This window comes from Paucihalobacter sp., assembly GCF_036825875.1.
Lineage (GTDB): Bacteria > Bacteroidota > Bacteroidia > Flavobacteriales > Flavobacteriaceae > Paucihalobacter.
Genome location: NZ_DAISXK010000035.1, coordinates 1 through 21,534 on the forward strand (window position 1 = coordinate 1; position 21,534 = coordinate 21,534).

The 21,534-nt window shown below is 35.2% G+C and carries 21 protein-coding genes; 6 read left to right on the top strand and 15 right to left on the bottom strand.

Going from position 1 to position 21,534, the window contains the following annotated elements:
* The 3 genes from V7Z48_RS10150 to V7Z48_RS10160 form a co-directional block, all read right to left on the bottom strand.
* Positions 1-683: TIGR02757 family protein (locus V7Z48_RS10150; protein ID WP_334113326.1), on the bottom strand; the 683-nt coding region annotated here is incomplete at its 3' end.
* An 8-nt stretch (positions 684-691) separates the two neighbouring features.
* The gene (locus tag V7Z48_RS10155) at positions 692-1,354 is read right to left on the bottom strand and encodes an ABC transporter ATP-binding protein (protein ID WP_334113356.1); all 663 of its coding nucleotides are present in this window, start codon (positions 1,352-1,354) and stop codon (positions 692-694) included.
* A 51-nt stretch (positions 1,355-1,405) separates the two neighbouring features.
* Positions 1,406-3,883 carry a DUF5916 domain-containing protein gene (locus V7Z48_RS10160; RefSeq protein WP_334113328.1) on the bottom strand — a complete coding sequence of 826 codons (2,478 nt, stop codon included), beginning with the start codon at positions 3,881-3,883 and terminating at the stop codon, positions 1,406-1,408.
* Positions 3,884-4,035: 152 nt separating this feature from the next.
* On the opposite strand from V7Z48_RS10160, the gene V7Z48_RS10165 reads away from it, so the two are divergent.
* Positions 4,036-4,299 (top strand): hypothetical protein, encoded by a 264-nt coding sequence (locus tag V7Z48_RS10165; RefSeq protein ID WP_334113329.1) that lies wholly within the window; start codon positions 4,036-4,038, stop codon positions 4,297-4,299.
* Positions 4,300-4,343: 44 nt separating this feature from the next.
* Here the strand turns inward: V7Z48_RS10165 and V7Z48_RS10170 are convergent, their stop codons facing one another.
* From V7Z48_RS10170 to V7Z48_RS10215, 10 genes are all read right to left on the bottom strand, one after another.
* Positions 4,344-4,949 carry a type 1 periplasmic binding fold superfamily protein gene (locus V7Z48_RS10170; protein ID WP_334113330.1) on the bottom strand — a complete coding sequence of 202 codons (606 nt, stop codon included), beginning with the start codon at positions 4,947-4,949 and terminating at the stop codon, positions 4,344-4,346.
* Positions 4,950-4,959: 10 nt separating this feature from the next.
* Positions 4,960-7,356 carry a TonB-dependent receptor gene (locus V7Z48_RS10175; RefSeq protein WP_334113331.1) on the bottom strand — a complete coding sequence of 799 codons (2,397 nt, stop codon included), beginning with the start codon at positions 7,354-7,356 and terminating at the stop codon, positions 4,960-4,962.
* Positions 7,357-7,395: 39 nt separating this feature from the next.
* Positions 7,396-7,728 carry a hypothetical protein gene (locus V7Z48_RS10180; RefSeq protein ID WP_334113332.1) on the bottom strand — a complete coding sequence of 111 codons (333 nt, stop codon included), beginning with the start codon at positions 7,726-7,728 and terminating at the stop codon, positions 7,396-7,398.
* Positions 7,721-8,218 (bottom strand): DUF6787 family protein, encoded by a 498-nt coding sequence (locus V7Z48_RS10185; protein ID WP_334113333.1) that lies wholly within the window; start codon positions 8,216-8,218, stop codon positions 7,721-7,723. The genes V7Z48_RS10180 and V7Z48_RS10185 overlap by 8 nt, the downstream gene beginning before the upstream one ends.
* Before the next feature lie 23 nt (positions 8,219-8,241).
* Positions 8,242-8,499 (bottom strand): DUF6146 family protein, encoded by a 258-nt coding sequence (locus V7Z48_RS10190; protein WP_334113334.1) that lies wholly within the window; start codon positions 8,497-8,499, stop codon positions 8,242-8,244.
* Positions 8,448-8,657 carry a hypothetical protein gene (locus V7Z48_RS10195; RefSeq protein WP_334113358.1) on the bottom strand — a complete coding sequence of 70 codons (210 nt, stop codon included), beginning with the start codon at positions 8,655-8,657 and terminating at the stop codon, positions 8,448-8,450. The genes V7Z48_RS10190 and V7Z48_RS10195 overlap by 52 nt, the downstream gene beginning before the upstream one ends.
* 149 nt (positions 8,658-8,806) lie before the next feature.
* A complete protein-coding gene (locus V7Z48_RS10200; RefSeq protein ID WP_334113335.1) occupies positions 8,807-9,445 on the bottom strand; it encodes a DUF937 domain-containing protein in 639 nt (212 codons plus the stop codon).
* 85 nt (positions 9,446-9,530) lie between these two features.
* Complete coding sequence (locus V7Z48_RS10205) at positions 9,531-10,481, bottom strand: D-2-hydroxyacid dehydrogenase (protein WP_334113336.1); 951 nt, start codon at positions 10,479-10,481, stop codon at positions 9,531-9,533.
* 10 nt (positions 10,482-10,491) lie between these two features.
* Positions 10,492-11,553 carry a 3-phosphoserine/phosphohydroxythreonine transaminase gene (serC, locus tag V7Z48_RS10210; RefSeq protein WP_334113337.1) on the bottom strand — a complete coding sequence of 354 codons (1,062 nt, stop codon included), beginning with the start codon at positions 11,551-11,553 and terminating at the stop codon, positions 10,492-10,494.
* A 123-nt stretch (positions 11,554-11,676) separates the two neighbouring features.
* A complete protein-coding gene (locus tag V7Z48_RS10215; RefSeq protein ID WP_334113338.1) occupies positions 11,677-12,735 on the bottom strand; it encodes an acyl-CoA reductase in 1,059 nt (352 codons plus the stop codon).
* 105 nt (positions 12,736-12,840) lie between these two features.
* On the opposite strand from V7Z48_RS10215, the gene V7Z48_RS10220 reads away from it, so the two are divergent.
* Positions 12,841-13,194 carry a 4Fe-4S dicluster domain-containing protein gene (locus V7Z48_RS10220; RefSeq protein ID WP_334113340.1) on the top strand — a complete coding sequence of 118 codons (354 nt, stop codon included), beginning with the start codon at positions 12,841-12,843 and terminating at the stop codon, positions 13,192-13,194.
* A gap of 3 nt (positions 13,195-13,197) precedes the next feature.
* On the opposite strand, the gene V7Z48_RS10225 is transcribed toward V7Z48_RS10220, so the two are convergent.
* Positions 13,198-14,667, bottom strand: coding sequence for a carboxypeptidase-like regulatory domain-containing protein (locus V7Z48_RS10225; RefSeq protein ID WP_334113341.1), 1,470 nt, complete (start codon positions 14,665-14,667; stop codon positions 13,198-13,200).
* Between the two features lie 124 nt (positions 14,668-14,791).
* Between V7Z48_RS10225 and ychF the strand changes: the two genes are divergently transcribed.
* From ychF to V7Z48_RS10245, 4 genes are all read left to right on the top strand, one after another.
* Positions 14,792-15,886: a redox-regulated ATPase YchF gene (gene ychF, locus V7Z48_RS10230; protein WP_334113342.1), complete on the top strand. Its 1,095-nt coding sequence runs from the start codon at positions 14,792-14,794 to the stop codon at positions 15,884-15,886.
* 218 nt (positions 15,887-16,104) lie between these two features.
* Positions 16,105-17,967, top strand: coding sequence for a DNA topoisomerase IV subunit B (locus V7Z48_RS10235; protein ID WP_334113343.1), 1,863 nt, complete (start codon positions 16,105-16,107; stop codon positions 17,965-17,967).
* Positions 17,964-18,446, top strand: a complete 483-nt coding sequence (locus V7Z48_RS10240) for a hypothetical protein (protein ID WP_334113344.1) — start codon at positions 17,964-17,966, stop codon at positions 18,444-18,446. Before V7Z48_RS10235 ends, V7Z48_RS10240 begins: the two co-directional genes overlap by 4 nt.
* Positions 18,447-18,458: 12 nt before the next feature.
* Positions 18,459-21,104: a DNA gyrase/topoisomerase IV subunit A gene (locus tag V7Z48_RS10245; RefSeq protein WP_334113345.1), complete on the top strand. Its 2,646-nt coding sequence runs from the start codon at positions 18,459-18,461 to the stop codon at positions 21,102-21,104.
* An 18-nt stretch (positions 21,105-21,122) separates the two neighbouring features.
* On the opposite strand, the gene V7Z48_RS10250 is transcribed toward V7Z48_RS10245, so the two are convergent.
* Positions 21,123-21,494, bottom strand: a complete 372-nt coding sequence (locus tag V7Z48_RS10250; RefSeq protein ID WP_334113346.1) for a DNA topoisomerase IV — start codon at positions 21,492-21,494, stop codon at positions 21,123-21,125.
* Positions 21,495-21,534: the final 40 nt, after the last annotated feature.

Consider the following 21,534-nt stretch of genomic DNA (forward strand, 5'->3'; position numbering starts at 1 on the left):
GTAAGGGCTTTGGCATCGTTTTGGGTTCTTTTCAATAAGCCTAATTTTCTGGCCACGTTACCTGAGTGCACATCGAGTGGGCAGGAGAGTTGAGACGGACTGATACTTTTCCAAATTCCCAAATCAACACTGGCACCGTCGTTGCGTACCATCCATCTCAAGTACATATTAAGCCTTTTTGCAGCCGAGTTTTTAAGCGGGTCACTGATGTGTTTGGTGGTTCTGTTAAGGTGTTGATTTTCGAAGAACTTCAGTTTAAACTCATGAATGGCTTGTTGCATAGAACTTCCCTGCATGTTTTGTGCAAATGCAGCTTCTAATCCGCCATGCTTATTGTAAATATGTTGTAAACTTTTGATAAATTGAATAAAATCGTCGCCGTTAAAAGTGCGATGTACGAAGCTCTTAAGTGGTTCTAAATCTGAATCAGTATGATTAATCACAAAATCGTAAGGCGAATTGTGCATTAATTGCATCATTTTATGGGCATTGTTGATGATGCTTTTTCTGTTTCCCCAGGCAATGGTAGCCGATAAAAACCCGGCAATTTCGATATCTTCTTTTAAACTGAATTGATGCGGAATTTGAATGGGATCGGAGGCTATGAATTTTGGATGATTATACAATAACACTTTGTCATCCAAAAAGGATTTTAATTCGTCTTGTTTTAAATGTTTTGGCACGTTTTTCTTCAGATTTGAAAATTCCCATCCACCATGGTCAACTTCCTATCGGCCATATCTGCAAGCGCTTTGTTGTGGGTAACAATCACAAAGGTTTGTCCAAATTCATCCCGTAATTTAAAAAACAGTTGGTGTAGGCTTTCGGCTGATTCGCTGTCTAAATTTCCTGAAGGTTCATCAGCAAAAATCAAACTGGGGTTGTTAATAAGTGCTCTGGCCACTGCCACACGTTGTTGTTCACCACCCGAAAGTTCATTGGGTTTGTGATGGTATCTATGAGATAAGCCTAAATAATCCAATAATTTTTTGGCTTCGGTTTCAGCTTGAGTTTTAGAGGTATTTTTGATGAAGGCAGGAATACAAACATTTTCTAAAGCTGTAAACTCTGGAAACAACTGATGGAACTGAAAAATAAATCCGATATGATTATTCCGAAATTTAGCTAAAGCTTTGTCATTAAGTAAAGCCACATTTTCACCTTTAATGAGTAACTGAGTCTGTGGATTTTTATCAGCTTTATCTAAGGTTCCTAAAATTTGCAACAAGGTGGTTTTTCCCGCACCTGACGGACCTACAATGGAAACTACTTCGGCAGTATTGATGGTTAAATCAATACCTTTCAACACCTGTAAGTCGTTGTAAGATTTGTTTATATGTTTGGCCTGAATGATGATACTCATAGATGTTGTGAAATTAACATTTTAATCAAGTTTGTACAACAATTAACTATTCTTTCTGCTAAAAACAGATTTAATATTGGCATAGTCTATAAAGTATTGAACGCGAACTGAAAACGTGTGCTGCGTAGGCGAATTAAAAAGATTATTTAAGGTATCGGAATAATTGGCTTGTGCGTCATTACTAATATTGAATAGCTGGTTGCGGTATAGAGCGGTTAAGAAACTACCTGGGGCAAACTGCCACGAATAACTAAGATCAAGATTCCAAGTGGTGAAATTTATATTAGGGTCATTATCTAAGTCATTAAGCGTATAACCATAGTCGGTTGTGAGACGACCATTATCAAGTAAAGTAAAAAAATTGTCTTCATACGAAACGGTATCCCAATAATTCCTAAAAGTAAGCGATACAATTTGAAATGGATTGAAGGTGTAGTTGGCAGACAAAGAATTTTCAACAATTTGTCTATCTCTCTCTCCAAATATGGGCTGGTTGTCTTGACGGGTTGCAAAACCGCGATCGCCACCTCTAAAATCGTATTTAACATTATAAACCAATAGGAAGTGATCATTAAATCGAACGCGCGGACTAAAATCAAGGTTGTAAGTGAAATAATCCCGACCGTCTTCAAAAAGGGTATTGACATTTGCCCTTAAATCGACGGCAAAAACCCTGTTATAATTGGAGGATATAAACATACCAGCATTCAAAAAATTTTCATATATAAAAAAACTGTTTTCGGTTCTCGCTTCAAAATAATCATATTGTTTGCCGGGCTGAAAATTTAGATTGAGTCCGTAAGTATCTAATTTTTTTGAATTGGCCCGAAACGAAGTGTTTATGGAGGTACCGGTGTAAACTCCTGGGCTTGCAAGACGCTGGTGACTAACCGACAAGTTAATATTATAACTATTCAGTCTTTTAGTTGGTTCAAATGTTTGATAGGAAGTATTTAAGGTTACGTTATTAAAATTATTACGAAACTGTAGACCAAGGTCGTTAATATCGTAATCGGTATCAGCATAGTTATGAAAAACGCCATAACGAAAATTACCGTGAACCTTGGCTGCCGAAAACGAACTGCTGTAACCAACTTGGTTGTCATCTATTAAATTTAATCGACTCATTTTAAAATCGCCCGCAATATTATAAGTATTGCGTTTATTAACGATGTCAAAAAGTGCAGCTGTAACATTGGCGTCTCTAAAACTACCTTCTCTCAAAACGTTAGTATTAATGAGACTCACCGACGAATTGTTATTGAATTGTTGATCGACAACCAAAATATTGTAATTAGAAAGTGGTTCAATAAGCTGTTTTGATCCTTCGTTTGTAATGGTATCTCTAATGGTAGCGAAAGTACTTTCGGTAATGGCATTAAACAAACCAATACCCAGTCCTTTCTTTGTTCTACCTGAAATTTTAAGTGCATTAAGCACTTTTGTTTCTTGCGGTCTATCGGTAATTTCTTGATTGTCGTCAAGTGTCACCGAGCCAATTGGTGCACTACCAACCCGACGAGAAAAAAACAAATTTCCTTTTGAAAACAAATCGACACCTTCGGTAAAAAATTGTCGTTGTTCGGCGAAGGTTTGTTCAAATGGACCAAGGTTTAAAACAACGTCGTCAAACCTTGCTTGGCTAAAATCAGGCACCAAAGTCGCATCTAAGGTAAAATTATCGGTAAGACCGTATTTCACGTCCATTCCAAAAGTGAGTTTGGTATCGGTTTGGTCGTCAAATGTATTTAAAATCCCGGTTGTAAACGGATATAAATTTAATCTCACTGGCGGTTCAATATCCTTTAAACCTTTCAGTTCTCCGTGATAAAGTCCAACAATTCCCTTGGTTGGATCTATCGGATTCCAAGCATATTCCGATCGTTCTCTTCTGAAAAACCGTATAAATTGAATTCCCCAAATAGGTTCTTTTTCATCTGAAAATCGCAAGGTACGGTAGGGCAATTTCATTTCAACAATCCAACCATCATCGGTTTTGGTAACGGCACTATCCCAAACGGCATTCCAGCCAAAATCTTCATTAATGGTAGGATTTGCAATCGCATCGGCTTGAACTCCGGAACTAAATACGATAAACTGAGTATCGTTTTGGGCATCGTTATTGGGGTTGATAACCACTTTAAAATAATCGGTTTGCCCAAAATTATCACGGTTGGTAAGCTGTGTCATCATGAGTTTTGGGTCGTCCTTAAGATAGGCCGCAATATATAGCGCTTGGTCATCAAAACTCATTTGAACCAAGGTTGTGCGTTCGTCGGTTTCCCGAATTCCAATGTCTGGTTTATATTGGGTGAAGTTTTGAGCTTTTTCTGCACGTTGCCAAATGTCATCGTTTAAAATGCCATCGATGATGGGAGGTGTGACTGCACGGATTATATTCAAAACCTTTTTATCTTTTGACTGTGCACTTAGTGAATTTACAGTTATAAAATTCACAAACATACATATTATCAGTATTTTAAAAAGCCGTTCAGTATTGATGTATACTTTAATTGTCAAGTGTAGAAGATTTTCTTTAAGTACGCACAAAACTACATTCTGCCTATGGCTATTTGTCATAAGTAATTGTTAAAACTAAGGATTTGGAAGTGATTCACGACACAATATTTTGGTATATTTATTGTTATGCTACAGTTGTAATTTATTTAAGCATGGGAAAATATAAAAAATTAGCACTGAGTATTGTGTTAGACCTAATTGGTTTAATAACCATTTTTGATATTATTTGGGCACCATTGTCTGGATATATAATGACCCAACTATACCCTGGAAAAAAGGGGAAAATTGCAGGTATTATGTCGTTTGTTGAGGAAATTTTACCAGGATTAGATATTATACCAACCTTTACAATCATGTGGTTTTATACCTATGTTTTTAGTAAGAGCGAACAGCCTGTAATTGAAATAAGTAAATAAAAAAAGCGACTTTCTAGTCGCTTTTTTTATTCATATTATGAATGTTAGTTAATCACAGCATACATAAAGGTCGTTTCGATATCTGTATCGCCACCTGCATTTGCAATATTTCCTTCAGAAACACCAGCACCATTTTTATTTGGTTCATGTCTTAAAATAACGGTAAGTGTATTATTACTCACATCGCCAGTAGTTAGACTGAAACTCAACCCAACAGGATTACCATCAGCATCATCATCTAAATAAGTAATTTGTGCTTGATTTGTTCCAGTCTGAATGAAGAAAAACTGGTGTTCGTCATCTTCTTCTGCAACTTCTTCAGTGATATCTTCAGCCGGATCCTCAAGCTCATTTAATAACTCGATAGAACCAGTATAGGTTGTATTCGCCATTAAGTTTGCACTAGGAGTATATGTGATGATGGGTGGATTTGGGCCATCTCCATCTAAATCCCGAGTTTGAAAGGTAACAGTTTGTCCACCACCTTCAGGCACTAAAGTTACTGTCATAGTAGTAATAACTTCTTCTTCGTTAATTGGTTCTGGCGCGTCATCATCGCTTGAACAACTGTTAAACGATACTGCGGCGATTGCCAAGATTGATAAAAATTTGATTGTTTTCATTGCTTTCATTGCTTTCATTGTTTTCATTTTTAATTGTTTAATAATTTATTTTTACTTGTAATATTACATTTCGTCCAAGATCATCAGCAAAATATCTTAGTCGATTTAGGTAATCTCTATAATTGGTGTTTAAAATGTTGTTTACACTTAAGTTCAGAGTTAAATTTGTTTTTGGACTTATTGCAAACTGCACTTCATTAGACCAATTAAGCAGGTGGTAAGCCGACGGCGGCGTACTCACGTCAACTAATACAAACTCATCTCTTGCGGCGATAAATTGTTCAAAATTGTTATCAGGAAATTCATTTTGCCTAAACACTAACTCGCTGGTGAGTGTACTGCTAAAATTATTCCATTCACTCTTAGTGTAATTTACACTATTTGTGGTTCTTATCGCTGGCACATCAATAAGTGCTGTATTAGAATCTAGGTCATATCCTTTTATAAAAGCTGTTTTATTTATAAAGTCAAAACCTTTAAAAAAATTATAATTCATGGTTATATCGGCACCATACAAATTAGCGTTGGTTTGGCGGTACTCCCATACTGGGAATGCACCTCTTAACGTTTGTTCAGTGCCGCGTGGCTCTATCAACACATAATCGCTGATGTGATTAAAAAAAAGCTCTAACATGAACTTAAATTTTTCTCTGCTGTAGATGTACGTTGAAGCGAGCCTAAAAGATGTTTCTTGTTTTATTCTTAAATCACCTAATTCAATTCTGGCAGCTGAATGGTGTAATCCATCACTAAATAATTCGGAAGGATTTGGAGCTCTTTTAGCCATACTAACATTTGCCAGCCATTCTTGGTTTTCAGAAACATCATAAGACATTCCTAAAGAAGCAGAAATATTATGGTAATTAAAAACTGGATTGGTGAGCAATTGTGTACCTAAATCATCTACCACAATATCTGCAAAATCTTCATCGTAGCCACGTTCTGTCCAACGACTGGTGCGATAAAACTTTTGAGCATCAATTCTGTTGAAATCATATCGAATTCCAGCATCAATATTCAAATCTTGATTTAGTTTCCATTGAGTAGTTAGAAAAGCACCGAAATCGTATTTATCATAATCGGGAATTAAGCGTCTTACACCAGTTTCAGGATTTGCAAAATTATTTTGGTATCTTCCCATTAAACCAAATGTATAAATCCTATCCAAATTTGAGTCCTTGCGCAACTCTGCTAAAACACTGTGCGTTTGAAGATTTAAATCTACAGCCGCATTGTTCCTATTATCGCCAATACGAACGTCATATTCAAAACGCTGGTTGTTTTGATAGTCATATTGCACCTCCATTTTACCAAATCCTTTAAGTCGCCTAAAAGCAGTTGCTTTAACTAAATGGTGTTGAATTTCTTGACGTGGTGAATCGATATCATAACTAAAATCATTGACAACCAAAGGCTGTTGACTATTTATAGCATTTACCAGATCATTAATATTACCGATATGCGATGCTCTTAGAATTCCAATTTCGTTATCTACATAACTATAAAAAACCTCAAAACCTTGTTTGAATGAATTGTAACCAGTTTGAACTGAAAAAGCGCCTGATTTTAATCCTGTATTGGTGAGATTATAATCTGGAGCTTCAAAGTCGCCATAGCGTTTGAGAGTGCCGTTTGCCGAAACAAACCAACCCTTTTTAAATGTTTTTGTTAAGGCAGTATGTAAGCTTCCGCCTCGACCATTTGTTTGTCCACTTAGGATTGTTTTTCCATATAAAGAATCTGTTTTAGCGAAGGGTTGCGACTTTAAACTTACCACACCAGCAATGGCATCACCACCATAGGCAAGCGCACTGGAACCTTTAATAACAGTTATGGCTCCAGCAGTGTTAACGTCAATATTTGGAGCATGTTCAACGCCCCAATCCTGATCCTGAAGTCTAACACCATTGGTCATAATTATAATACGACTGCTATGCATGCCATTAATAATTGGTTTTACAATAGTATTTCCTGTACTTAACGAGGTAACACCAGTAACTTCCTTTAAGGCATCGCCTAAACTCATAGAGCTATAAGCTTCCAAAGTTTCTGACGAAATTTTAGTTTCCTGCCCACTTTTGGTTTGTTTAGGCGCTTCGCCCGTAATGGTTATATTTTGTAAGTTTTCTATGTGGTGTTCTAAATAAACATCTCTTTTTATATCAGATTTCAAATCGATTTTTATTTCCTTGTCTTCACAACCTATGTGCGCAAACAAAATGGTGTAAGTTCCTGTGCAAAGCTCAGAAATTTCAAAATTGCCGTTTTCGTCTGATATAGCATATTTTTCTAATTCTTGGATATAAATAGTTGCACCAACGATAACTGATCGATCGTGGAAATCTATTACTTTTCCAGAAAACTTAAACGTACATTCTTGCGATACACCTAAAATGGAAAACATCAAGGTTATCACCACTAAAAATAATTTCATTTTGAAAATTTGCTTTTGGTAATTTTTTTAAACAAAAAACTAAACCAAAGCCGGCGGCGCTCTTAGTGAGAAAGATAAGTGCTGATGTTCGTATGAAAAGAAATATAATATACTTTGGTAGTTGGTGATAGTTGATAACTTATATTCTGAATAAACAACCACATCAAAAATTTGATCTTTTTGAATTTGAAATTTGTAGAACTCGCAATCAAGATCAAGACTGTGAAAATGCGTATCGGAAAATCCATTGCAAACTTGGTGCGTGTGATGATTAAATGAATGGGATAGTTTAACTACATATGGAGAAAGCACGGCACATACCAATAAAATTGCCAAACCTTTAAAGGTGATATGTAGTTTAAGTTTACTCATTTAAAAATCGTTTTAAACCAAAGTGCTTTAGCATTTTCTTCTCAAAATCCCAAAAGAATTTAAACTGGCCGAAAAGCCAACCAAAAAACACTAATAAAATTTGATAAAAAATAATGCCAATAATAATAAATAAAAACCAGTAGAGTAATGGGTTTAAGTTTTCTTTAGTAATTCCTAAAAGTGCAATAAAGGGACGACTAACAAACATTGACGATGTACCGGTGACAGCAAAAACTATAAAAATTCTGATTAGTTCCCATTTTTGCTTAACAACCCATCTATTTTCTAGTTTATTAATTACAAAAACTGAAACTTTTAAAATTACAAATACAATAAAGAAAGAAATTAATAAAAATAAAATTAGGTTCAAATCATCAAATAAGGCTTGCGTTATTTTCAATGCGCTGTAGCCTGCGATTAGTATTCCGATGAACGGAAATATTAATTGCCAATTACGATTGATTTCCCAAGAAAGTTTAAAATTTTTCATTTGCAAAACAAGGTGCAAAATTATTAAATTCTCGGGATAAATGAAGTCAATTTCTGATTATATTGTAATTGAAAATATATGAAGTAATTATAGAGTTGGTAATTTAAATCATAACCATAATTTGTGTCAGGTTGGTAATCAATTCGCATTTCGTAGAGATTAGGATTATAAGTCAACGGTTGTTGAACCCTTAAATTATATTCTTGTACAAATAATCGATTTCTGCTCTCTAAGAAACTTTGAGAATAATATCCAGGTGGATTTCCGAAGACTGCAACCAACCGTAAAAACCTGGTTCAATAATAATGATTTGGTATTCACCATCATCGCTCTGCATAGTAATTGTGTCGGTTAACTTTTGCGTATTCGGTCTTTCACCAATACCAACATCCGAAAATCCAGAAGGCTTGCAGCTAATAATGGATAAAACGAGAATCAATGTTGTAAAACTGAAATATTTTAAAATTATTGATACAATGTGAAATTATACAATAGACAATCAGGAAAACACCTATTTTAATTAGATTTAACAAAAAAGTCAGCCCATTATAAGAACTGACTCATTTTATTTTAAAATTAAAACTGTATTTATCTTTTTCCAAACAAACCACCGAGCAATCCGCCAATTCCACTTTTTTTACCACTTCTGTTTAGCACCATTCCAGCTACATCGTCTACGATCGAGCCGTCACCATCTGCATCTAATATCGAGTGCAGAAAGCTTTGTGTTTGAGATTGGCTATTGTTGGTTAAAAGGTTACCGATTAAACTAGTTAAATCGGATGTATTATTTATCTTATTTTGCTTGGTTTGTTTTCCGAGCAAGCCTAATAAAACGGGTGCTGCTACTTTTAAAATATTATCTACGGAACTAGCATCCAATCCAGCTTTTGAACCAATTGCTTTTTCAACTGATTGTGTTTTATTACCAAGAATATGACCAAGAATCTTAGATCCATCTTGTTTCACGCTTTCATTCACACCACCGTCAAACAAATCAAATAAATTATCTAAAATACTTCCGTCGTGATTTGTAGTTAAAGCATTCATAAGGCCAGCACCACCTTCGGGAGTTGTTGAATTGCGCTTCATGGCTTCCAAAAGTATGGGCATTGCCATTGTAAGTACACTTTGTGTTTTGGATTCTGATTGTCCTGTTTCGTTAGCAACTCCATTTATAATGGTTTTGCCCATATCACTATTTAATAAATCTAAAATTCCTGACATTGGTTTAGTGGTTTAGTTGACCTGAAAAATACAAAAAACTTTTTAAACGTGACTTCTATCTTAGTAATTAAATAGTTGTAAAGTATTATTTTAAAATACTTATAATTTGACTTGCTAATTCTGTACCAATTCTATCTTGTGCTTCGTTGGTTGCTGCACCAATATGTGGTGTTAAAGATACTGCGGGATTCATCAATACCTTAACCGCTGGTTTAGGTTCATTTTCAAATGTATCTAAACCGGCAAAGGCAACTTTACCAGATTCTATGGCATCTATTAAAGCCACTTCATCAATAACGCCGCCACGTGCTGCGTTAATTATGGAAACTCCGTTTTTCATCTTGTCAAATTCTGCTTTCCCAATTAAATAACTTTTTAGGGCTGGTACGTGAACGGATATAAAATCGCTTTGCGCTAATACTTCATCAAAATCTATAGTTTTTATATCAACTTTTAATGATTGTCCGTCAAAAATATCAACAGAAATACTCGCTCCTTTGATAAAGAGATCGGTGGCAATTACTTTCATTCCTACTCCCAATCCAATTTTAGCAACTTCTTGACCAATACGGCCGAAACCGACAATACCTAAAGTTTTTCCGCGCAGTTCAATACCTTTTGCGTAGGCCTTTTTTAACGCTCCAAATTTACTATCGCCATCTAAAGGCATGTTTCTGTTGGCATCGTGAAGAAAACGAACACCACTAAATAAATGCGCAAAAACCAATTCCGCTACAGATTGAGACGAAGCAGCTGGCGTATTTATAACATGTAAACCTTTACTCTTGGCATAATCAACATCAATATTGTCCATTCCAACGCCACCACGACCTATTATTTTCAGGTTCGGGCAAGCGTCAATTAAATCTTTACGAACTGAAGTAGCACTTCTTACTAATAAAACGGTTATATCGTTTTGATTGATGTAATTAATGAGTTGTTCTTGAGCTACGGTTGTTGTAATTACTTCAAAACCTCCAGCCTCTAATGCTTGTATGCCACTTTTTGATATTCCGTCGTTTGCTAATACTTTCATTTCAATTGTTTTATGCTTTTTGTTCTAGTTCACTCATTACTTCAACCAAAGCTTTCACACTGTCTAGTGATAAGGCGTTGTACATGGATGCTCTATACCCACCAACGCTGCGGTGACCATTTAAGCCGTTAATACCAGCTTCTTTGAGCATGGTTTCGAAAGTCTCTTTTAGATTTTCGTTTTCTAAAGTAAACGTTGCGTTCATTTTAGAACGATCCTCTTTAACTGCGTATCCGTTAAACAAAGGGTTGAGGTCAATTTCAGAGTACATCAACTGGGCTTTTTTGTCATTTTCCTTTTCAATAGCCGCAATGCCACCTAATTTTTTCAACCAACGTAGGTTGAGCATACTAGTATACACTGGAAAAACAGGCGGTGTATTGTACATACTACCTTTGCTTATGTGTTGTTTATAATCGAGCATTGCAGGAATTTTTCTGGAAACTTTTCCTAAAATATCTTCTTTAACCACCACAAGCGTTGTTCCTGCAGGTCCCATGTTTTTTTGTGCACCTGCGTAAATAATGTCGAATTTTGAAAAATCGAGAACACGAGAAAATATGTCGGAACTCATATCACACACCATTGGTATTTCGCAATTTGGAAATGATTTTATTTGAGTTCCAAAAATGGTATTGTTAGATGTACAATGAAAATAATCGTAATCGGATGGGATATCGTACCCTTTAGGAATATAATTGTATCCAGCAGCCTCTGATGAAGCTACTTCGTATATGTCATCGAAAATTTGCGCTTCTTTAATGGCATTTTTACTCCAGGTTCCTGTGTTTAAATAGCCAGCACGTTTTTCTAATAGATTCATGGCTACCATAACAAATTGCAAACTGGCGCCACCCGCTAAAAACAATGCTTTATAGCCTTTGCCTTCAAGACCTAAAAGCTCTAAAGAAAGAGATCTAGCTTCTTCCATTACATCTACAAAAGCTTTGCTGCGATGAGAGATTTCTATAAGCGAAAGGCCATTGTCAAATTCTACAACCGCCTCAGCAGCTTTTTGTATTACTTCTTGTGGTAAAATGCATGGTCCTGCGCTAAAGTTGTGTATTTTCATAGTGGTGATATTGTTATTTACTTTTAAATTCGAAATAAATTATGCTAAAATAGACTTAAAAAAAGTTCTACAAAGGTGCTAATTAATCGCTTATTATCTGTTGAAAATTCCATAATTTTTCAACTAAATCGTTAACAAAAAATCAACGGTATCGACATTATCGGCATAATCCCATAATTGTGGATTTTGAGTGCTTCCAAAGGGAATTCCAATGTCTAAATCGGGTAATGAAACGATACATTGTATAAGTTCTTTATCGTTTAATAGTTTCGATTTTAATTCATTTACACTATTGTAGTGTTCATAAAACACTGTTGAAATTGGCGATGCGTTTGAGGCATCGTCCTTCACCATAAAAAAGCCATTATCTAAAATATCGTATTCACTCATTAAATATACAGCCTTATTGTAATCGTAATTATTGGCGTATTTGTGATGGTTTATAATATCTTTCCAAGAATAAATCGCATTAAAAAAAGCATCAAAATTATAATTTTTCGGCACATATAATTTTGATACGTTGCGGCAACCTAGTCCAAAATATCTGAAAATATCTTCAGAAAGATGCTTTAAACCTTGTTCATTTTCTTCTCCAGTTAATACAGCCACCGAATTTCTATTTCTTCTTATGATAGAAGGTTTTCCCTTAAAATAATATTCGAAGTAACGCGCAGTATTATTACTTCCAGTTGCGATAACAGCTTCGAAAGTTGGCAGTTTCTCGGTGGTGAATTGAATGTAGTTTTCAAATTCAGGTTCTATGGCCGTGAGATAATCAGCTATTATAGGCAATAAATGCGCATCGTTAGACGACTGTTTTACAATTACTTTATGGCCACTGATCAAGACTGATAAAAAATCGTGAAAACCAACCAACGGAATATTTCCAGCCATTATAATTGCCACTTGTTTTGGTTTGACCTCCGAAAATGTATAATGAGATAACCAATTTTCTAAATTCTCTGAATGTAAAGCTTGCGACCAGTTTTTTAGAGCAAATGTTATGTTTTCGTATGTAAACCAAGCATTACTTTGCGTTGCCTTTTGTATTGTGTTTTGAAACCTTTCGTAAAAGCTTTCATTATGCGCAATATTCGGCTGCTGTGTCGACTTAATATTTGCAAATTGCTCTAAAAAAGCACCTAGTTTTGAGAAGGCGTTAATTCTTTGTTGTAAATTCATTTAGTATTTGGTTGTCTTATAACAAGGCGTTAATTTTGCAAAGTTAAAAAAATGGATGAACCGTTTTTTTATCGCTTGAAAAAGAATTTTTAAACTTGATAAATCATGGCAATAATTATAACAGACGAATGTATTAACTGCGGCGCTTGCGAACCAGAATGCCCAAACACAGCCATTTATGAAGGTGCTGACGATTGGAGATACTCTGATGGTACTAGTTTAAAAGGAAAAGTAGTCTTGCCTAGTGGAAAGGAAGTTGATGCCGATGAAACCCAAATTCCAATAAGTGATGAGGTTTATTATATTGCTCCAGACAAATGTACCGAATGCGTAGGCTTTCATGAAGAGCCACAGTGTGCTGCGGTTTGCCCAGTAGATTGTTGTGTCCCTGATGACAATCATGTGGAGTCCAAAGAAGCGCTTTTAGGAAAACAACGATTTATGCATCCCGAAGAATAACAATTATTCTTTTACAACGAATGTTTTCATGTCTTCCAGAGGTTCTAAAACTTGCTGGTTTTCCCAAATTGATGGCGTGTATTTATTGAGTTTGGTGTATTCAATATTTTTAGGCTCTTCAACGCTGCTAAATTTATGGTGAGTTATATTTTGTGAATTGGTAACTAGCATCTCCTTTTTCTCAACAGTGCGTCCTTCAATTAAAATTTCGAAACCAAATTTGTTTTTTGCTTTACTATTTTCAATAAAAGTAATGGAACGATTTACGTAAATATAATTTATCTTATTCTGCTGAATGTAAAATGGTTTGTATTTATCATTACTATCTTTTTCAAAATGAATACTGCCAAATTCACCTTCTTCTACATATTTAACACCAGCAATAAGTTTTAAGTTGACTTTGGTGCCGCGCTTGCCTTCAGCGAAACTGTAATCAAAGCGTTTTAAGGCATAATTATTAGCCATTACGATTAAAGTTCCTGCATATTTAGCTTTTCCTTTTCTTGGTGTAAAATCAATCACATAAGCCATAGAACCATCGGTATAAGCAACATCACGAATTGAAAAATCATAAAATTTGGTGTCCAAAATTTTACCAATAATGGTGTTTTCAAAATTGTGAATGTTAGAAAGCAGTGGATACACTCTTGATTTTAATTCGTCAACATTATGAATAGGTGCTTTGTCTTTCGCCTTTGTGCTTTTTAACGATAATGAATCTTCAACTTTAAAAATCCCAGTCCTTACTTTATAAGTTAAATTCGTGTCTAAAGCTTTTAAAAAAATCAGTTGGGATTTTTCTTGTACTTTTTCAACCGAATAGTCATTTTTAATATCTATAAGAACAGTTGATTGTTTGGGAATTAATTTCGTTTTTATCGAATCGGTGATAAATAAATTTCCGCTAAAATCATTAAAAGACTTGGATTTGCTACTAACAACATTAGATGTTAACTGGTTGATTGCGGTATTGAGTTCTGAAACTGATTTTTTCGGTAATGCCTGTGCTTTTTTTACATCTAAACCAAAATTCTCAAAGTCAAAATAATAGGTACCTCTGGAAAATATTTCGAGCTCGGTATTCGCTAAATCGTGATTATGCTTAAAATTTTTCCTAATATTAAAAATAATAGAATCTAAGTTGGGTAATTTATTGCTGATTATTATTTCATTTAATTGATTGACAGAAGCTTCTAATTCTATTTTGTAATTGGCTTTTCTAATGTTTTCAATTGAAATTTCAAGTTCTTGAAATCCTAAACAAGAAATAATTACCGATTTCACATTTGGATTATTAATGGTGAAAACGCCTTCGTCATTGCTAATCACACCATTGTATTCGTCAATTTTAACGGCTGCAAAAGGTATAGGATTGCCATTGGTTTTTTCAACTATAATTGCTGATAAACTTTGAGAATGTAAAATAAAAATCGAGAAGAAAGTGAAAACTGTGGTTGCTATGAATTTGATCATCTGTCAGGGTTTTCTTTGAGACGAAGATATTAAATATTTGTTACGACGCGAGCTGCTTAAAAGCGTTTTTATCTAAATTAAATCACATAAATAACTACATTTGCACTCGCAAAAATATTTTTTCATGAAAGCAGGTATTGTAGGACTTCCAAATGTAGGCAAATCAACACTTTTTAATTGTTTGTCAAATGCCAAAGCACAAAGTGCAAACTTTCCATTTTGTACAATTGAGCCAAATATTGGCATTGTGAACGTTCCCGACCGAAGACTTGAAAAACTTGAATCCTTGGTAAAACCGCAAAGAGTTCAGCCAGCAACAGTAGAAATTGTTGATATTGCTGGCCTGGTAAAAGGTGCTAGTAAAGGTGAAGGATTGGGAAATCAATTTCTAGCTAATATTAGAGAAACCGACGCTATTTTGCACGTGTTACGTTGTTTTGATGATGATAATATTGTGCATGTTGATGGTAGTATCAATCCTATTAGAGATAAAGAAACCATCGATATAGAACTTCAGCTTAAAGACCTTGAAACCGTCGATAAAAAACTTGAAAAAGTAAAACGTGCTGCCAAAACTGGCAATAAAGATGCTCAGAAAGAAGAAGCCGTTCTGCTAAAAATAAAGCAAGGTTTAGAAACAGGAACCTCTATTCGCGCTTTGGAATTTAGCGAAGATGATTACGAAGATTTTGTAAAACCATCTCAATTTATTACAGATAAACCTGTTATGTATGTTTGTAATGTTGATGAAGCTTCTGCCATTTCTGGAAATGCTTATGTTGAACAAGTAAAAGAAGCTGTTAAAAATGAAAATGCTGAAGTATTGTTTCTAGCTGTTGGCACCGAGGCAGATATTAACGAATTAGATAGCTTTGAAGAGCGCCAAATGTTTCTTCAAGATATTGGTTTAGCCGAACCTGGTTCATCTAAATTAATTCGTTCAGCATACAAACTTCTAAAACAGCAAACTTATTTCACAGCCGGTGTAAAAGAAGTGCGCGCTTGGACCATTGATGTAGGAGCAACCGCACCACAGGCAGCAGGCGTGATTCACACCGATTTTGAAAAAGGCTTCATTAGAGCTGAAGTAATTGCTTATGATGACTTTGTTTCATTCGGTAGCGAAGCCAAAGTAAAAGAAGCTGGCAAAATGCGCGTGGAAGGCAAAAATTATATCGTGAAAGATGGCGATATAATGCACTTTCTATTTAACGTGTAATTGTGTTTCCGTTCATTTCAGAGTTTCAACCCCTGATAAGGTTAGATTAAAACGGTTTTCAAAAGTTTTTTTTGGTAAGAATTAACCAAATTGGTTACAATATATAGCTGCTTTCTCAACAAAAACACTTATTTTATTGTTAATTACTTATTAGATGCGATGTTTCATTTTATTAACCGAAATATTATATTAGCATCGCACCAAAAAACACTACATAAATGACTCAAGAAACCAAATATACCGAAGATAATATACGCTCGCTAGACTGGAAAGAACATATCCGGATGCGTCCTGGAATGTATATTGGTAAGCTTGGTGATGGTTCTTCCGCCGACGATGGTATCTATATTTTACTAAAGGAAGTTTTAGATAATTCTATTGACGAATATGTGATGGGTGCAGGCAAAACTATTGAAGTATCCGTTCAAGGTAATCGTGTTACGGTTCGTGATTATGGGCGAGGCATTCCGTTGGGGAAAGTGGTAGATGTGGTATCTAAAATGAATACTGGCGGAAAGTACGATTCTCGAGCTTTTAAAAAATCGGTAGGTTTAAACGGTGTTGGAACAAAAGCTGTAAATGCTTTGTCCTCATTTTTTAAGGTGGAATCAACTCGTGACGGAAAGTCGGCATCGGCAGAGTTTTCAGAAGGAAATCTCAAAGATGAAGATTTAACCGACGAAACCACAAGAAGGAAAGGTACTAAAGTATCGTTTGTGCCAGATGAAACCATTTTCAAAAATTATAAATACCGGAATGAGTATATAATTAAAATGCTCAAAAACTATGTGTATTTAAATCCGGGCTTGACCATAGTCTTTAACGGAGAAAAATATTTTAGCGAAAACGGTTTAAAGGATTTGCTAAATGACAATATCAATCCGTCCGATAAAATTTATCCGATAATTCATTTACGTGGCGATGATATTGAAGTTGCTATGACGCACCATAAAACGCAGTATAGCGAAGAATACCATTCGTTTGTAAACGGACAAAACACAACCCAAGGTGGTACGCATTTGGCCGCTTTTAGAGAGGCACTAGTAAAAACCATAAGAGAATTTTACAATAAGAATTTCGAAGCTGCCGATGTGCGCAAATCCGTAGTATCCGCTGTTTCTATCAAAGTTATGGAACCGGTTTTTGAGAGTCAAACCAAAACCAAATTAGGTTCTACCGACATGGGTGGCGATTTGCCAACGGTAAGAACTTATATAAACGATTTTGTTAAAACTCAACTCGATAATTTTTTACATAAAAACCCTGAAACTGCTGAAAAAATGCTTCGTAAAATTTTACAAGCAGAACGCGAACGTAAAGAGCTTTCAGGAATTAGAAAACTTGCAAAAGACCGCGCCAAAAAAGCGAGTCTGCACAACAAAAAACTTAGAGATTGCAGGGTTCATTTTGGTGATCTAAAACATGATAGACGATTAGATTCAACCTTGTTTATTACAGAAGGCGATTCAGCATCTGGAAGCATCACAAAATCCAGAGATGTCAATACGCAAGCCGTTTTTAGTTTACGTGGAAAGCCATTGAATTCCTATGGGATGAGTAAAAAAATCGTTTACGAAAACGAAGAATTTAATTTGTTGCAGGCAGCATTGAATATTGAGGAATCAATGGAAGATCTGCGATATAACAATATTGTAATCGCTACAGATGCCGATGTAGATGGGATGCATATCAGGTTGTTGCTGATTACGTTTTTTTTACAGTTTTTCCCAGAATTGATAAAAGAAGGTCATTTGTACATTTTACAAACACCCTTATTTAGAGTTAGAAATAAAAAGGAGACCATTTATTGCTATTCTGAAGAAGAACGTAGAAATGCCATAGAAAAATTAAAACCAAAACCCGAAATCACCCGATTTAAAGGTTTGGGAGAAATATCGCCAGACGAGTTTAAGCATTTTATTGGAGACAACATTCGGTTAGATCCAGTTATGATGGATAACAATATGTCGGTTGAAGGTTTGCTTGAATTTTATATGGGCAAAAACACACCAGATAGGCAGGAGTTCATTATTAATAATTTAAAAGTTGAGCTAGATTTAGTGGAAGAACTTAAAGCATGAGAATAAACAACGCTAAAGTTAAAAACGTCATTATTTCAACCTACTTCATTTTAATAGTAGTTGCAATATTAATGGCTACCGTTTTTAGTGCTTTTAGCGAGTTAACACCGAATCCTGTTCTAACTTTTACTCTCATTCTAGTTACCTTTGTGTCTGCATTTATAATTGTACATCAAATTTCTAGATTTTTTGAATACGACAGCGATGGAATTAAAGTCGTAATTATAAATCGAGGTTTATTGCTTTCCGAACATTTCAACTATAGAGAAAGGAAAATTGAATTTGATAAACAGGAGCTTAGAGCCTTTAAGTTCAACAATTACTTTGTGTATAAAACTTTGTTAATTCAGTTGAAAACTAATTCTGGTCGCGTAATATCCGAACGATTTAACGTTACTTTGGTCGGTAGAAAAAAAAGAAAATACATCAAACAATCATTGAGTAAAATGATTAAACAAAATATAAAACATCAAACATAAGGAACATAATTAATGTCTGAAATACCTGAAGATTCTTTAAACGAACAAGAACACACCCCGCAAGAAACCATCACGAAGATTGATGGCATGTACAAAGATTGGTTTTTGGATTATGCTAGTTACGTTATTCTAGAACGTGCCGTGCCAGCCATTGAAGATGGATTAAAACCTGTACAGCGACGCATTTTACATTCCATGAAAGAGCTAGATGATGGCCGCTATAGTAAAGTGGCCAATATCGTAGGTCATACAATGCAGTACCATCCGCATGGCGATGCGAGTATTGCAGATGCCATGGTTCAAATAGGGCAGAAAGATTTGCTAATTGATACTCAGGGAAACTGGGGAAATATTTTAACAGGAGATAGCGCAGCGGCTTCAAGATATATTGAAGCGCGTTTATCAAAGTTTGCGCTTGATGTAGTTTATAATCCTAAAATAACCGAATGGCAAGCGTCCTACGATGGTCGAAAAAAAGAACCGGTAAACTTGCCCATCATGTTTCCGCTTTTGTTGGCTCAAGGTGCTGAGGGTATTGCCGTTGGACTATCTACTAAGGTTTTGCCACATAATTTTATTGAATTGATTGATGCCTCTGTAAAGCATTTACAAGGAAAACGGTTTACTTTATTTCCGGATTTTCCCACAGCTGGTATTATTGATGTCACGAATTACAACGACGGATTGCGTGGCGGAAAAATTCGCGTAAGGGCTAAAATCTCACAACAGGATAAAAATACACTGGTTATTACCGAGATTCCATTTAGCACGAACACTTCATCCTTAATCGATTCAATTTTAAAAGCAAACGAAAAAGGTAAAATAAAAATCAAAAAAATTGAGGATAACACAGCAGCCGATGTTGAAATATTAATACATCTACCACCAGGAATTTCACCCGATAAAACCATCGATGCACTGTACGCATTTACCAGTTGTGAGGTCTCAATTTCACCTTTAGGCTGTATAATTGAAGAAAATAAGCCTTTGTTTGTTGGTGTTTCAGAAATGTTACGTCGTTCTACAGATAATACGGTGGAGCTTCTACGACAAGATTTAGAAGTGCGATTAGATGAACTTGAAGAACAATGGCATTACGCTTCGCTTGAACGTATTTTTATTGAAAACCGGATTTATCGCGACATTGAAGAAGAAGAAACATGGGAAGGTGTGATCAGTGCCATAGACAATGGACTTAAGCCGCATATCGCGCATCTAAAACGTCCTGTGAAAGAAGAGGATATTGTAAAACTTACCGAAATTAGGATTAAACGAATTTCAAAGTTTGATATTGACAAAGCACAACAGAAAATAGACTCATTAGAAGATCAAATTGCTGAAATAAAGCACCATTTAAAAAATTTGATAGAATATGCTATAGCTTATTTTAATCGACTTAAAAAGGAATACAGCAATGGTAAAGAACGCAAAACTGAAATCAGATTATTTGATGATGTAGACGCTACTAAAGTGGTAATTAGAAATACTAAACTCTACGTAAACCGCGCCGAAGGATTTGTTGGAACCTCTTTAAAACGCGATGAATATGTTTGCGATTGTAGCGATATAGACGAGATTATCATTTTTACCGAAGAAGGTAAAATGATGGTGACAAAAGTAGATGCCAAAACCTTTATTGGTAAAAATATTATTCATGTAGCCGTTTTTAAGAAAAAAGACAAACGCACCATTTATAACATGATTTACAGAGATGGTAAAGGCGGACCATCGTATGTGAAGCGTTTTGCAGTTACATCAACAACGCGCGATAGAGAGTATGATTTAACCAATGGTAAAAAGGATTCTACAGTTTATTATTTTTCTGCAAATCCCAATGGTGAGGCCGAAGTGGTCACTGTTTTATTGCGTCAAGTAGGCAGCATTAAAAAATTGAAATGGGACATTGATTTTGCTGAAATTCTTATAAAAGGAAGAGATTCTAAAGGTAATTTGGTCACCAAATACAGCGTTAAACGAATAGAACTGAAGGAAAAGGGAATTTCAACTTTAAAACCCCGTAAAATATGGTTCGACGATGCTGTACAGCGTTTAAATGTTGACGGTCGAGGTGAGCTTGTTGGAGAATTTAGAGGTGAAGACAGATTGTTAATTATCAAACAATCTGGTTTTGTTAAAACGATAATTCCAGAGTTAACTACCCATTTTGATGACGATATGATTGTACTGGAAAAATGGATTCCCAAAAAACCAATTTCTGCTATTTATTTTGATGGTGAAAAGGAGCGTTATTTTGTGAAGCGTTTTTTAATTGAAAACGAAGGCAAGGAAGAATTGTTTATTTCCGACCATCCTAAAAGTCATTTAGAAATTGTTTCAACCGATTGGAAACCAATGGCAGAGGTTGAGTTTACCAAGGAACGCGGCAAAGAACGTAAAGACAATCAGCAAATTAACCTTGAAGAATTTATATCGGTTAAAGGCATTACAGCTTTGGGTAACCAGTTGACCAAAGAAAAGGTAAATCAAATAAATCTATTAGACCCCATACCATACGAGGCTCCCGAGGAAATTCCGGCGGTAGAACTTGAGGTTGTGGACGAAGAAACTATAGAAACTCCTGAAGATGTTAATGAGTCAAATTCAGAGGATAACTATGAAAAAGGTGAAGGAAATGGTGGACAGATTACTTTGTTTTAAATCAAATTAACATATAATCTATTTTGATTTAATAGCCAATCCTTTTTGTTTTTTGGCCTCGCCAACGTATGAGTATTCAAATACGTAAGATGAATCGGTGGTGATCAATATTTTTAGGTGTACATCTTTTCGCTCGGCCCGATTTTTTGGATTAATCGTTTTAAATATAACTTCGCAGTCATTGATCCATCTAACTGTTGAGGAATCGGTTTTACCTTCAAAAGTCTCTATTTGAATAAGGTCATTGCGCTTAAAGGTTGAAATATAATCAACATCATCAATGCGGATGGTGCTTGTAAATGTTCCGGTTTTAAATTGTTTACAGTCACGCTCAATTTGATAGCAAGAACAAAACATAATTAGAGAAGAAAGTAAGAGGAGCTTATTCATTTATTTTTTTGGCAAAAATAAGTATTAGTGCGATAATAAA